This window comes from Listeria farberi (assembly GCF_014229245.1).
GTDB classification, from domain to species: Bacteria; Bacillota; Bacilli; order Lactobacillales; family Listeriaceae; genus Listeria; species Listeria farberi.
This window is the reverse complement of record NZ_JAARZJ010000026.1, coordinates 1-14,600: the sequence shown is the minus strand read 5'-3', so window position 1 is coordinate 14,600 and position 14,600 is coordinate 1. Positions and strand designations below refer to the sequence as shown.

Sequence of the window (14,600 nt, the reverse complement as noted above, 5' to 3'; positions counted from 1 at the left end):
GTATAGAATGGATAACATGAGTGAATAAAAATAATATAAAAAGGCAGGTAATAAAATGGTTATAAACTTATTAAATAAAACATTCAAGTTGCTTTTAATTACATTAATTATGATGGCAGGCTTGTTTGCATATATATCCCCAAATAAAGTAAATGCGGAAACTAATAGTACTACTGTAAGAATAACAGCGACCGATGTTACTTATTTATATGGTCCTAATTCTGGAAATCCAGTAAGGATGATAGATCGACTGAGAAACTCAGATAACAATGTGGTATTTTGTATTAACTTTAATTTACCAAGTCCAAATGGCTTGGATTATAATGAAGCTGAACGATTAGACAATGCTACAACTTATTTATTAAATGCTTTTTATAAAGGGAATAGTACTTTAACTGGAAATAAAGCGTATGATGAATACCTAATTCAAGCAGCAATTCATAATATTAAATCGCCTTCTTCGTTCTCATTAACCAATGATGGAGGACAACTTTATGTTGATAATGATGGCTCACATACCACTGTTAATAAAATTAAAGCGCTTGTAACTCAAGCAAAAGCGGCGGGTAACACAAGTGTTCTAGCTTTTGATAATCAGTTAAAAGTATCCAATACTACTGTAAGTTCAACATTAAATAACAATAAGTTTATTTCAGCTCCAGTTACTGTAACTACAAAAGGTTCTGGAACTATTACTGCAAAATTGATTGGTGCAACAACAAATAGTTATGTTGGGGACGAAAATGGTAATCCTATTGTAGAAATTAAAAATGGCACTAAAGTGACTATTGTTGTTCCAACAAATGATTTAAAAGGAAAAGCGCTGCAACCTAAACTACAGTTGACAGGTGATTTCAAACAAGCATACCAAGTAGCCAAACGTTTGACTGGACAAGCAAGCTATCAAGATATTGCGACGTATGGTTTAGATGAATTTAAGGAAAAGAAAACAACAATGTTTATAACAAGTATTGGAGCAGTTTCGGGTTCTATTGAAGGTGTTAAAATAGCTGACAGCAACAAACCTTTACAAGGTGCTAAAATTGAAGTTAGAGATTCCCAAGATAATACTGTAAAAGTAGTAACAACAGCTTTAGATGGGGCTTGGAACGTATCTAATTTATCTTTTGGTGAATACTACTGGTTAGAAACTGGAACAATTGATGGCTATGTATTAAATGGGGAAAAACATGCGTTTACTATTGATTACAATCATGTGAATGTTAATGCAGGTAATTTCGTAAACAAATTAAAAAAAGGATTTATTGAAGGTATTAAAATAGATGTAGACACAAATGAAGCATTAGCCGGCGCAGAATTCACCTTAACGGATAGCAATGGAGAAAAACAAGTAGTAACTACTAAAGACAATGGAACGTTCAAATTTAATATTGAAGGCGGGAAAAAATATACTTTGGAAGAAACAAAAACGCCGAAAGGTTATAAAGGAACCTTTAAACAAGAAAATATTACTTTAAAAGACGATGGGCAAATTTTCAAAATTATTGCAAAGAATAAAATTAAAAAAGGACTGTTAGAAGTTATAAAAGTGGATAAAAAAACTCGTGCTAAATTAGCCGGCGCAGAATTCACGTTAATGGATAACGATGGAGAAAAACAAGTAGCAATTACGTCTGAAAAAGGATTAGCAAATTTTGAATTAAAAGCAAATAAAGTTTATACACTGACTGAAACAAAAACGCCAGAAGGTTATTCTGGTCAATATAAACAAAGTAATATTACTTTGAAAAATGATGGAGAAATTGTAAAAATGGTTATTGAAAATACAAAAGTAGTAAAAGCTATTCCTAAAACAGGTGACAAATCAAATAATGGCACATTAATTGGAGGAAGCCTCGTTGTATTAGCAGCGTTGTCTTATTTGTTTGGCTCTATTTATTTAAAACGAAAAGAAGTATAAGTAATAAATGAAACAAGCTCTTATTCTAGGGCTTGTTTTTTTAAAATGAAAGGGTGATAAAGATTGTTTAAAAAAATCAAGAAAGTTCTACCTGATGGTAAAATTTCTCGAGAAAAAAAGGAGAAAAGAAAATTACCTAAGGGCAAAAAAAAATCGGGGAAAGGAACAAGAATTACGATTTGGTTGTGTATCATTTTGATTGCTGTTAGTGGTGTTTTCGCTTATCTTAAATCCACAAAAGTAGAAGTGGAAACAGCAAAAAACACTTCTAAAATTTCTTCTTTACTGAAAGAAAAACCAGTGGAAAAAATTTCGGATTATCAAAGTAATAAATTACTCTTATTTACTAATGATTTCCTAGAACAATATATTAATGTTCCAGTAAATATTGATGATAGAACAATGCGAACAGAAACATTAGCAAAACTGTATGCTACTGAACTAAAACAAGATGATTTGTCTAATTTTGAAGGCTATCGAGAGTTAAAGAGTAAAACTTATTTTTCAACGGTGGAATACAAAGATATGGCAATAGTTCAGTATGATGTCACTTACAATAACGTTGGATTAGTGGAAAAAGAACGCAAAAAGAAAGAAAAATACAAAGATGGAAAAACGGAAAAAATACGTGAAGTGGTAGAAAAATATCAAGAAAAAGAAATCAAAGAAGTTCACGCTTTAATAAATATTCCGGTGCGTTCAGTAGATGGTGGTTACACTGTTATTGAAAATGTGTTCTTCACACAAGTGCCTAAATTATCTACGAATAAAACAAAACCTGTAGAAAATAAAATGGATGTGGAACAAAAGCCAGAAATTTCTGCTACTGAAAAAGATAATGTTGAAGCGTTTTTGCAGGACTTTTTCAAAAGATATGCAAATACATCTGTGGACGATCTTGCGTATATGATGAAAAAGCCAGAAGCGCTGAATGGATTAAAAGAATTTCAAGAAATCATCTATTTTAAGGCTTATGAACAAAAAAAACAAATACTAGTCAAAGTATCATTAATTTTTAAAGATACTGGTTCTACGATGACTAATACAGAAGATTTTTCGCTAACTTTAAGCAAAAAAGATGGGAAATATTTTATTGAAAAATTAACACATACTCTAGGAGGTAATTAAATGTTAAATCAAATGAACTTTGTTATCGGTGCGGCTATGCCATCCCTTGGTGGACTAAAAGGGTACATTCAAACAGAGGGAGGAAATGCGGCGACAATTGTTTTAGTGGTATTTGCCTGTTTCTTCTTATTTAAACAACAAATTGGTAAATTTATTGGGTTTCTGATTTTTGCTGGTATTGTATTCTTTGCGATTGGGAATCCGTCATCTGTGGTAAATGCGCTAAAAGCCATTTGGGAAACGATGGTGTAATATGGCGAAAAAAGAAGCATATAACTATAAGGAAGCATTCGAGCATCCTATTATGATATTTCAATTAACAGATAAATTTGTTCTACCTTTTGGGATTCGACTTTCGAGAATCATTGCATTTGCAGTGATTCTTTTAATTATGTTGCTATTTCGTGATTTCTTTTTCGCTATTGGCAGTATAGTTCCGGGGCTCTCATTAGTAATTTTTGCCGGTTTGCCTTTTCTTGCTTCTGGATGGTTACTAAAAATAAATGTAGATGGGAAGAAATTACACTACTTTTTATATGATTTTATCATATATTTTTTTACACAAAAAATGGGAAAGAAAAAATATTGTAATGATATGGAAGTTTATTATCATAATGAAAAAGTTGAGTTTGAGAAATTTGAATGGGGGATTAACTAATGTTATTAAAAACGCCGTATAAGTCAGTTAATAAAAATTTAATACTGACAAAAACTGGAGACTTGTGGGCATATTATCGTATAGCGCCAGAAAATATTAATAGTGGCGATTCAAAAAAACGAGAAAAGAACAAAGGTAAGTTTCGTAACTTTTTAGAACAACTAGAAAAATATAAGGACTTTCATTTGGAAATGTATCCGCGCCAGATGGAATTAGATAAAAGGAATGAAGAGCTTGAAAAAGACTTTCATCCAAAAACTAAAAGTATTGGTAAATATTATAATGATGAAACAGTACGCATATTAAAAAAAGAATTAGGTTTAATTACTAAAAATAATTTTATTTTAGGCGTTAAATTAAAAGATAATTTATTAACAAATGCAGACGATGCGAAAACAGTTTTACGAAATTCTATAACTTCAGTTACAGATTCATTGGTGAATGTGCTTGGACTGTCAAGAGAGATTACCGAAGATTTTTACGAACGGTTTATTGATTTAGAAAAGGAGTTATACCAGTTAGTTGTATCCATCAATGGCAGTAGATTAACCGAATCAGAGTTAGTTTATATCAACCGTTATAATTTTCTTCGTGATGTTTCACATGATATTGATGAAGAAGCTGAAAAGCAAGACGCAATTAATATTACTGATTCAATCATTGATTCATCAACTCCTGGCTACTTGCAACTTCAAACTTGCGGAGGGACTCGGTGGATATCTTTTGTTGTTGTCGATAAGTTAGGTTTAGATATGAATTATTCGCATTTATTTGAGAGAGCGCAAAATTTGCCTTTTTCAGTTGAGCTGCATATTAAAGGGCAATTTCAAAACAAAGATGCAGTAATTCGGAAAACAGCGATGGTGAAAACAAGAATGAAACAGATGCACAAAGAACAACAAAAAGTTGGTGAAGATGCGGAAGACTCTGTTTTAAATTCAAGATATGTGCTAAATCGCTTGCAAAATCAATTGAATGGTGGAAATCAAAAATTTATTCATTGGGTTGCTTCCTTTATTGTAACAGGTAAGTCGAAAGAGGAATGTCAACGACGCGTGAAGCAAACAGAGCGTGTTCTTAAAAACAAAAAAATCATTGTGGTTCGTCCACTTGCAGACCAGTTACAATTGTTTTATAAATTTTTACATGGGCAACCTTTAATGTTTGAGAAGAACTGGATACAGAAAACAACGTGCGTTGGTTTTGCGGAAAATTTATTTGCGGTATCACAGCAATTGGGAAATAATGTAGGATTCTATATTGGACGTATTAATAAATACAAAAATAATACAACCTTAAAAGAATCTATTGCTTCTAGTCGTGATATTGTCCTATTTCATCCATTTATTGCGAACAAAGGTATTGATGGAGCTGTAACTGATAGTCCGCACATATCAATTACAGGTGAAACAGGGAAAGGTAAATCATTTCTTGTAAAATTGCTTTTAGTCTATTTATCTATGTTAAATATCAATACTTTATATATAGACCCTAAATCTGAAATTGAGGTTTGGTTTAAAAAGGTAACTAAAAATACAGAAATCAGAAAGAAATATCCATTGTTTGTTCAGCTCCTGGAGTCAATTGAATATGCTAAATTAGATGCTAATAATCCAAAAAATCATGGTGTGCTTGATCCAATTATGATGCTTGAAGGTGCAGATGCTAAAGATACTGCACAATCCATTATTGAACAAATTTATAATATGGATAATAAAGATGATGTAAAAAAGGTGTTTTTAGAATCATTAACAGAAATTATCGAGCAGCGTTCAAAAGGAGAAAAAGTAGGATTTATGCATGTTATCGACATACTTCGCTTTCATAAGGAAAAGAATATTAAAGATGCTGGAGAACTACTTTACCAACAAATCCAAAATTCTGTCCTTCAATTGAATTTTAGTTATGGTGAAATTGAAGGTTTGAATTTAAACGGCAAGGTCAACATACTAGGAATTGAAGGTTTAGATTTACCAGATTCCAAAACAGACTCGAGAGATTATACTGATGCTGAAAAAAAATCACTTGCTATTATGATACCTTTAGCTAAATTCTGTGAGAAATTCGGCTCAAAAGATAAGAACCAAGAGACGGTAGAAATATTTGATGAAGGCTGGATGCTTACCAGCGCACGTGCGGGTAAAAAATTAGTTAAATCTATGCGACGAGTTGGACGTTCTTACAACAATGCGCTCGTTCTTGTTACTCAAAGTGTTGGGGATGTCAATACAGAAGATGATAACGGGAATTTTGGCGTGAACTTTGCATTTGATGAGCCTTCGGAAACAGATGATATATTGGGCTTCTTAAATATGGAAACATCGGAAGCAAATAAAGGATTAATTTCTAACATGATAAAAGGGGAATGTTTATTTAAGGATATTTATGGTCGAACTGGAAAATTAGCTGTAGATTGCTTGTTTGAAGAATGGAAAGAAGCATTTAAGACCGTGAAAACAAATAATTCAGCAAAAGCGGAAAAATTATTCTCTTAAACAAATGATAGAAAGGAAGAAAAATGTTGCGAGTTTTGAAGAAAAATAAATGGATATTGATAACGGTTCTATTATGTGCGGTTATCTTTTTTATATTTCCTTTTAATTCAGGTATTGCGGAAGATGGACAAAATACAGTAGGCGCGAATTCGGTCAAAAAAGGTGGTATTGAACTACTTAGCAAAAAATATGATTTGAGTCACTATGAATCATTAACGAGTACAGAGGATGAAGGTATGCTTAGCTCTGCCTTTATTGGTGGAATGAACGCAATCGCTAATTTCTTTTTTTCGATAACCAAACTAATTGGAGAAGTCATAGATACGGGTATTGGTTATTTGTATTCTTTGGATGCGATTAAGCTATTATCCGAAAAAATTGGTGGTATATCTGAGCTTCTTTGGGATAATTTGTATGCATCATTTGGAATACTGTTCTTTTTAGTTGCTGTTCTTCAAATATTTTTTACAGTTGTAGTGAAGAAGAATGGAGTTGCTGCTGGAAAAAAAGCGTTTATGTTGTTTTTAGTTATTGGTATTTCGTTTATCTGGTTCTCTAATTCGAGTTGGTATCTGAAATCTATTAACAAGCTAAGTACGGAAACACAAGGAGTAATAATGAAGGCAGGTACAGCTTTTTCGGCAGATTCTGGACAAAAAATAACGAAAGGACAAGAATTAGATGGTTCGCTTGCTGTCATGAGGAATGCCTATTTTTCGATTGTGGTTGAGAAACCGTATCTCTTGATGAATTATGGAACACCTGATAAAGCACAAATATTGAAAGATGATTCTAGCCGAATTGATAGAATGTTGTCATTTAAAATGACGCAAGCAGGTTTAGAAAGTAAGAAAAAAGAGGTTGAGAGTGAAATAAATGACTTAGGAAATAATGCGATGAATGCGAGTAATGTCTCGAACAAAATGGGTGTTTCATTTTTGTCTATGATTTTTGCTATTTTGCTGGGCATTCCATTACTCCTGATTACTTTCTTGAATTTGCTGTTACAAGTTTTGGCATTAGGAATAGCGCTCCTATTACCTATCTCATTTATTGTTAGTTTTATCCCATCCTTTGCAAATTCTGGTTGGAAAACGTTTGGTAAATTGGTGGGTGTATTTTTATTGAAAGCTTTAGTGGGGATGGTTATTTTATTCGTATTTCTGATTATTACTATCATGGATACGATTATACCAACTACGAATACTGGAATGTATTTTCTGAATGGTATAGCTATTGCAGTATGTATTATCTTGCTAATTATTTTTAGGGATAAGATGATTGCACTTGTTACAGCTGGAATGGTATCTAGTTTAGATAATCATATAACAGATGATTCGGCTGGATATGTGAAAAATAAATTACGTGGCTTGGGCTTTAGTAGTTCTAAAGAAATTCCTGAAAATGACCCCGAGGAGAATCCTGAAGATGAACCGGAAAGTGAATCTACAGATATTGATTCATCAGATGTGCGAGAAGATAGGACGGAGCAAGATTCATTAGAAAATACTGCTTCTGTGATTGATGTGGTAGAAGAAAATAATATAGAGGAAGATGATGTTGAAAATAATAATATAGATGGCGTGAAACAAAATACTTCCACGACGGATGATGAAAGTAAAGAGGACTTAGATTCTGAGAATACAGAATTAGACGAAATACCAGCTAATCCTGAAAATGATTATGAGTTTGCTCGCGATAATCGAATTCCTCAAGAATTGCCTTCTGAATCTGAAATGGAACCAGAAAATAACGAAAATGAGGATAATTTAGATTTTGAAGAACAACAACTTAATTCGTTAGATGTGCCGGAACAAGAAATTGAAATGAGGATTCCGCAAGAAGGAGTGAATAATGAGAAAGGGGATAATGAAGAAGATATAAAGGATAGAATTATTATTAATGATTGGGATAAGAGAAATGAGGGAGAATATGAAGAAAGTGATAATGATTAGTGCGATTGTTATTGTTTTGTCCATGATTTTTATTCCCACGATGGCAATATTATTTATCACAGGTGATGATTCGGATTCTGCTAAATGTTCAGCAGTGGCAGGTACTTTAACAGAATCTGGGCTTGAAACTTATTTAGAAGACAAAGGAGTATTTAAAGGACATGCAAAAGATTTTTTTAAGTATGGTTCGGAGTATAATGTTGACCCTGCATTAGTAGTCGCTATTTGCATGTCGGAAACTGGAAGAGGAACCTCATCAGCTGTTACCAAGAGAAATAATCCTGGCGGGCTGATGGGGAATGGTGGCGGATTTTCGTTCGACACGTTGGAAAAAGGTATTGAAGCAATGATTGAAAATCTGAGTAGGAATTATATTGAAATGGGGCTTACAACGCCAGAAACTATTCAACCTAAGTATTGTCCTGTGGGTGCTTCTAACGATCCAACGGGACTTAATAATAACTGGTTAGCTACTGTTAACTTCTTCTTGGATGAATTAGGAGGACTTTCTTGCGATAGTATCCCTGGTGGCACAGGGAGCTATATTATTCCTGTTGATAATCCTAATGTTAGTTCTGGATTTTCGGATAGAACGAATCCGGTAACAGGTATAGCAGAAAGTCATAAAGGGCTTGATTTTGCTCAAGAAACAGGCTCGGACATCAAAGCGGCGGATGATGGCATAGTCGTATTTGCTGAGTTTGGTGCATCTGGTAGTGGGTTTGGCGGTTATGGTAATGTAGTTTTAATTGAGCACGCAAAAAATAAAGAGTGGACACTGTATGGACATCAATCTAAATTACTTGTCAAAACTGGACAAAAGGTGAAACAAGGTCAAACCATTGGAAAAGTCGGCTCGACAGGTCAGTCTACTGGTCCACATTTGCACTTTGGTACGACACGTTCCTGGATAAGTGTCTAAACGAAACCAGGCACCTTCCTATTGGAAGGGAGAACTTATTTTTCGAGAAGGGGAATGACGTCATCATGCTGACTGAAACCTTTCCTCTGATACTCCTGCATGCAAGGAATCATAATAGTGTGAACTTGTGTGAAGTCAGGTAAAGTCGGCTGAGAGTTGCCCTAACAGGTTAAGCTGAGGAAAGTGTTCTAGAGGTAGAACATGCAACCTATAGGTCGGGAGGCTAGAAACTATATAGGGTGAGAATGACTTAAATGAAGTCTGACGAAGCAGCGAATGTACGAATCTAGAGTAGGACAGAGTTCGAAAGGCTCTGGCACACGACCAAGTGTGGTAAATTACCGTCTGGTACGAATCGAGGTTAGGAATGACGGAATAATCGGCAAAGAGATTATAAATTTACAGGTTCATAGCTAGCCACCTAAGTATAGATGTTAATAGCTAGAAAAATAGGAACGTGGTAAGCAGAAAACTTTTAATTAAAACAGCTATTACTGGAAAGGTTGATGGTAACATCATTTACTTCTGTGAAAGTAGGGACACAGTACCGATGAAGCGTTTAATAGACGTGGAGGGATAGTCCCAAGTCTAGCTATTATTATTTAATAAAAGTTACAAGATAAAGCTTAAGTTTCGAGTATGACAAGGAGATACCAAAGCAAGGAGGTATGCCTACTTGAGCACACTAGAAAGAAGTACTGAATATTATGGTTTGACAGGTTTGTTTGACCAATTATATGAATCAAGTTTAAATGGGAAAACATTTAATAAGCTATATCAATTTATTGTTTTAAAGCAAAATATTTTACTCGCGTATCGGAATATTAAACGTAATTCAGGAGCCAAAACACCTGGTGTAGATGATATGACCATATTAGATATTGAAAAGCTAGATGAAAATGTCTTTGTAGAAATCATACGAGATAAATTGTCTAGCTATCAACCTGGTTCAGTAAAGAGAGTCTATATTCCAAAAAGAAATGGTAAAAAACGCCCTCTGGGCATTCCTAATTTATATGACAGAATAATACAACAAGCCATTAAACAGGTACTAGAACCTATAGTTGAAGCAAAATTCTTTAAACATAGTTATGGTTTTAGACCTCTTAGAAGTGTGGAACAAGCTATGGGAAGAATACATTCATTGATGAATAATGCTCAGCTTCATTATGTTGTAGATGTGGACATAAAAGGATTTTTTGACAATGTCAATCATAACTTGTTGAGACGTCAAATTTGGAACATGGGTATACGTGATACGAGGCTACTCTCTATTATCAGCAAAATATTAAAAGCTGAGATAGTTGGGGTAGGTATACCAATTAAAGGAACACCACAAGGTGGCGTTCTATCTCCATTATTGGCTAATATTGTTCTAAACGATTTGGACCAATGGGTAGCTTCTCAATGGGAAAAACATTCTTCTAAGTATAAATATTCTAGAAATAGCAAGATGTATAGAGCCTTAAAGGGGACAGAACTAAAAGAAGGGTATCTGGTTAGATATGCCGATGATTTCAAACTATTAACTCGTTCACATTCAATGGCAAGACGATGGTATACAGCAATCAAGAGTTACATTGAACATCGCCTAAAGTTAGAAATATCTCCTGAAAAATCAGGCATAACTAACTTAAGGAAGAAACGAACAGAGTTTTTAGGTTTTGAGATAAGAGCAGTATCCAAAGGGACTAAATACACAGCTAGGAGCTATGTGAGTAAAGTAAGCAAAGAAACAATGAAAGAAAAGCTAAGAAAAACCGTTAAACAAATCCAGGGAAATCCTGGTTATGTTAATTTATTGAACTATAAAATATTAGGTATGCATAACTATTATAGAATCGCAACAGCAGTATCAGTGGCATTTGCAGAAATTGATTATGAATTAAAACCAATGATGAAAATACGACTTAAAGCAGTAGGGAAATATAGTAAGCCTCACTACGGAACAAGCCCAACTTTTGACAATCTATATAGTAAAACCTACAGGACATGGAAAATTCAAGGGATGTGGGTTTATCCTATCGCTGATATTCAATTTAAAATACCAATAAATTTTATTCCTGGAACAGTTCCTTATACGTCCGCCGGACGTAATAAATACTACAAAGGAATAGGACTAGATATAAAAATTGAAATGGCTAAGATTTTACGACGTAGAGAAACAGGACGGACCGTAGAATATATGGATAATCGCTTATCAAGGTATGTCATGGTAAAAGGAAAATGCGAAGTAACAGGTAGAGCTTTATCATCGGAGGAATTTCATTGTCACCATATTATCCCACTCTCATTAGGAGGAACGGATAGGTACGACAACTTAAAAATAATTCATAAAAAAGTGCATAAGATAATACATGCGGTAACTTTAAAAAGTGTGTTGCCTTACTTAATAGAGCTTCAATTAACAGATAATCAATTAGATAAAATTAATATACTTCGAAATAAGTGTCATCTTGAACCAATTAAATAAGTATGAGTTAGATGGAACGCCGTGTGCGATGAAAGTCGCATGCACGGTGTGGAGGAGGGGAAAAGCCAGAGATAACTTCAAAGGCTTACCTATTCCTATAGATTAGAAAAGAAAAAATGGGTAGACAAATAGACCCGGCGCCTGTGTTGGGAGTGAATTAGGAGGATAACTATGAAAAAAGTCGTGTTGATTATTACTTCATTAATATTAGTATTTTCAATGGTTTGGATAGTGAAAAAAACGGAAAAGCAACAATTAGATTATCAATTAGAAATAAATAAATTAAAAAAACAAAATAAAGAATTAAAATCTAAAAGTGAGAATGAATTATTCTTAATGGATGATTTTTCTTCAGAAAGTAATAATAGAAATCAAATTGAAAATATAATTGTTAAAGAAGAGTTGTCAGAAAAAATGTTGGTAGAAAATCAAAAAGTGATGGAAATTTTATTCACTTATACAGACTATAATGCCAGACAAGAAATGTTAAATATGTATATTACAGATATGTTGAAAGACAAAATGATAAATGCAACACAATCAATTGATATGCATGATGTGCAAGTTGACTCTAAATTGGTGAATTTTGATGCTTTTGTGCGTTGGGAAAATGAAGATAAACTTATTGTATTAAATTTGGTGAATAGTTCAACGAAAGTAAGCCGTGTTAATACAAATTTAAGAACGCTAGTACAAGTGGACTATTATAATTATGATGGGAATTGGAAGGTAAGTAACTTAACTTTTATTGATACGAAATGACGGAAGTGGATAGACAAACTAAACTTTATTTGATACGGTTTAATTACAAACCATAGGTGGAGATAGATTGAAAATAGTAAAAGTTTGTTTATTAGCATTATCAATAAGTGTGTTTTTAGTTGGATGTGGAAACTTAGAATCTAAAAAGTATGATGAAAAAATTGATTTAGTGGTTGAACATGAAGATAAATCTCTTAACTAGCACCTTTGAAAAAGAAAGGAACTTGAAAAGAGAAGAGGGTAATTTTGTTGTATATGATAATAAGCATTATGTTTATATTGTGTATCCAGCAAAAAAGATAGTATGAAATTAAGTAGAAGACTGTGTAAAATTGATAATAATAAAGTTTCTGAAATTAACTTGGATTATGAAGAATATGATATGAAATAATTAATAACGCCATTCCTATTCAATTTTGTATAAAATAAAAAATATGTATTTTCTGTGAATTTCACTTTTTTAAAATCTGATACTTAGTTGTTGTGTTAAAATTATATTGAAAACATAAACAACTAAGGAGAGATAGAATGAAAAAAACAAGAAAAACGTTGTTAGTTAGTATTATGGTAGTATTAATGATTTCATTGCCTACTTATGTAGCGGCCAAGAATGTAGTAGATGAGGGTAGTTCTGGACCTGGTTTAGCAGGTGGTAGCGGTATGAAAGTTAAACCGGGTGGCGGCTCTGCTAAACCAAAACCAAAACCAAAACCAAAACCAAAACCAAAACCAAAACCTAAACTTACGACAGCACAAGTTTATAATACCGCAAAGTCAAAAGGTGCTAAAACAGCTAGGCATTCTAATGTTAAAAAATCTGCTAAGACAAAGTCATTGCCATATAAAAGTAGTAAACCATATTCATCGAAAGATTTTTATGATGGGAAGAAACTTAAACAAAGACGTTATTATGATAAAAATGGCAAAGCGCAAATGGATATAGATTATACAAATCATGGTAACGCTAAGGCTCATCCTAAAGTGCCACATAGACATAATTTCAATTCTAAAGGAGCTAGAGGGAAAGATTATTAAATAAGATAAAAGGAGGTATATTTGTATGGATGAGAAGGATTATGAGTTATTTAAAGAAGGTTTGTATCGAGGGGAAGAATATTTATTTACATACGATGATGTTGATTATTGGATTAGCCATGGTGCTAATGGTGAAAGTAGTTTATGCAAAGATGACGGAACACACTGCCAAGATTTTGACTCTTTGGATGAACTTCTAAAAAACGCTAAATTAGAAGGGAAATCTTTAGACGAAGCGCGTAATGAAATTGAGTGGGGTATAGCTGAGGAATGAACAATAAAAAGAAAGAACATGATTTATATATCAAGTTCTTTCTTTTTATTGTTATATGATTAATTTTTGATTTTGAACTGTTGGAAACAATTTGCCCAATCTTTTTTTAAATCATTTAACATAATTTTATCATCTATAAATTTAAAAAAAGATATAGCTTTATTATGAAGAAGTTTCGCTTGTTCAAATTCACCTTTATATAGCAAATATTCAGCTTTTCTATGGATAGCAATAGATTTAACAGATAAATTATTAAGTTCAGTTGATAATTGAATTCCCATTTCAATATATTTTATTGTAGCATCCATTTTGTTTGCAAATTTTAAAAATAGAGCTAAATTTAGTGCTAATCCCATTTTTAATTTTTTATAGTTTACAAAATATGAAAATTTATCAATTTCAGTCATTATTCTATTACCAATATTCTCGATCGTTTCATTTTCAAATACGAAAATAATGTGAGCTAAAATTAGAATATCGTAATGAAACCACTCATCTTGTTTTTCGAGTCTTTCCCATATAAATAAAACTTCTTTTCTTGCTAGCATAACATTATCCGTTTCAGTAAAAATTGTAATAGCTTTCAATATTGCTCTTAGTTCAGAAATTTGTAAATCATTATCATTTACTAAATAGGTTTCTAAATCACCTATTAACTTGTTGACAGCATCTTTGTAAATGGAATTTTGAAGATTTTTAAACTCATAAATTAGTCTCTCTTTTTCACTCACAGAATAACCATGTTGATAATAAATGACTTCTTCTAAGCTAATGCCAAGTTTATTACAGAAAATTAAAATTCGATTGTAAGTTGGATTAATCGAATTAGTCTCGATTTTTGCAATAGTTGAACGGCTGAGATTATTTGTTACAATATCTTGTTGTGTAAAACCTTTGATTTTTCTAATATCTCTTAATGCTTCACCAATTGTTTTTTTCTTCATTGTATGAATTCCTTTCTATAAAAAGTAATACCC

The 14,600-nt window shown here is 32.7% G+C and carries 13 protein-coding genes; 12 read left to right on the top strand and 1 reads right to left on the bottom strand.

Features of this window, described 5'->3' with window-relative positions; all coding sequences use genetic code 11:
- Positions 1-55: 55 nt before the first annotated feature.
- The 12 genes from HCB45_RS14530 to HCB45_RS14480 all read left to right on the top strand — a co-directional run bounded on the left by HCB45_RS14530 (position 56) and on the right by HCB45_RS14480 (position 13,623).
- Positions 56-1,921: a SpaA isopeptide-forming pilin-related protein gene (locus tag HCB45_RS14530; RefSeq protein ID WP_185341066.1), complete on the top strand. Its 1,866-nt coding sequence runs from the start codon at positions 56-58 to the stop codon at positions 1,919-1,921.
- A gap of 63 nt (positions 1,922-1,984) precedes the next feature.
- Positions 1,985-3,049 (top strand): conjugal transfer protein, encoded by a 1,065-nt coding sequence (locus HCB45_RS14525; protein WP_185620364.1) that lies wholly within the window; start codon positions 1,985-1,987, stop codon positions 3,047-3,049.
- On the top strand, positions 3,050-3,301 hold the full coding sequence (locus HCB45_RS14520; RefSeq protein WP_149067197.1) for a TcpD family membrane protein: 252 nt from the start codon (positions 3,050-3,052) through the stop codon (positions 3,299-3,301).
- A gap of 1 nt (position 3,302) precedes the next feature.
- Positions 3,303-3,707, top strand: coding sequence for a TcpE family conjugal transfer membrane protein (locus tag HCB45_RS14515; protein WP_185620363.1), 405 nt, complete (start codon positions 3,303-3,305; stop codon positions 3,705-3,707).
- Positions 3,707-6,202, top strand: coding sequence for an ATP-binding protein (locus tag HCB45_RS14510; protein WP_185620362.1), 2,496 nt, complete (start codon positions 3,707-3,709; stop codon positions 6,200-6,202). The genes HCB45_RS14515 and HCB45_RS14510 overlap by 1 nt, the downstream gene beginning before the upstream one ends.
- Positions 6,203-6,225: 23 nt before the next feature.
- The gene (locus HCB45_RS14505; RefSeq protein ID WP_185620361.1) at positions 6,226-8,157 is read left to right on the top strand and encodes a CD3337/EF1877 family mobilome membrane protein; all 1,932 of its coding nucleotides are present in this window, start codon (positions 6,226-6,228) and stop codon (positions 8,155-8,157) included.
- Complete coding sequence (locus HCB45_RS14500; protein WP_260508462.1) at positions 8,135-9,079, top strand: M23 family metallopeptidase; 945 nt, start codon at positions 8,135-8,137, stop codon at positions 9,077-9,079. The genes HCB45_RS14505 and HCB45_RS14500 overlap by 23 nt, the downstream gene beginning before the upstream one ends.
- Positions 9,080-9,755: 676 nt before the next feature.
- Positions 9,756-11,552, top strand: coding sequence for a group II intron reverse transcriptase/maturase (ltrA, locus tag HCB45_RS14495; protein WP_185620360.1), 1,797 nt, complete (start codon positions 9,756-9,758; stop codon positions 11,550-11,552).
- A gap of 171 nt (positions 11,553-11,723) precedes the next feature.
- Positions 11,724-12,314 carry a YddI family membrane protein gene (locus tag HCB45_RS14490; protein ID WP_185620359.1) on the top strand — a complete coding sequence of 197 codons (591 nt, stop codon included), beginning with the start codon at positions 11,724-11,726 and terminating at the stop codon, positions 12,312-12,314.
- Between the two features lie 67 nt (positions 12,315-12,381).
- A complete protein-coding gene (locus HCB45_RS15365; RefSeq protein WP_260508461.1) occupies positions 12,382-12,516 on the top strand; it encodes a hypothetical protein in 135 nt (44 codons plus the stop codon).
- A gap of 326 nt (positions 12,517-12,842) precedes the next feature.
- On the top strand, positions 12,843-13,349 hold the full coding sequence (locus HCB45_RS14485; protein ID WP_185620358.1) for a hypothetical protein: 507 nt from the start codon (positions 12,843-12,845) through the stop codon (positions 13,347-13,349).
- Positions 13,350-13,374: 25 nt separating this feature from the next.
- Positions 13,375-13,623: a hypothetical protein gene (locus HCB45_RS14480; RefSeq protein ID WP_149067191.1), complete on the top strand. Its 249-nt coding sequence runs from the start codon at positions 13,375-13,377 to the stop codon at positions 13,621-13,623.
- Between the two features lie 59 nt (positions 13,624-13,682).
- Here the strand turns inward: HCB45_RS14480 and HCB45_RS14475 are convergent, their stop codons facing one another.
- Entirely contained in the window at positions 13,683-14,567 is an 885-nt protein-coding gene (locus tag HCB45_RS14475) for a helix-turn-helix domain-containing protein (protein WP_185620357.1), read from the bottom strand.
- Positions 14,568-14,600: the final 33 nt, after the last annotated feature.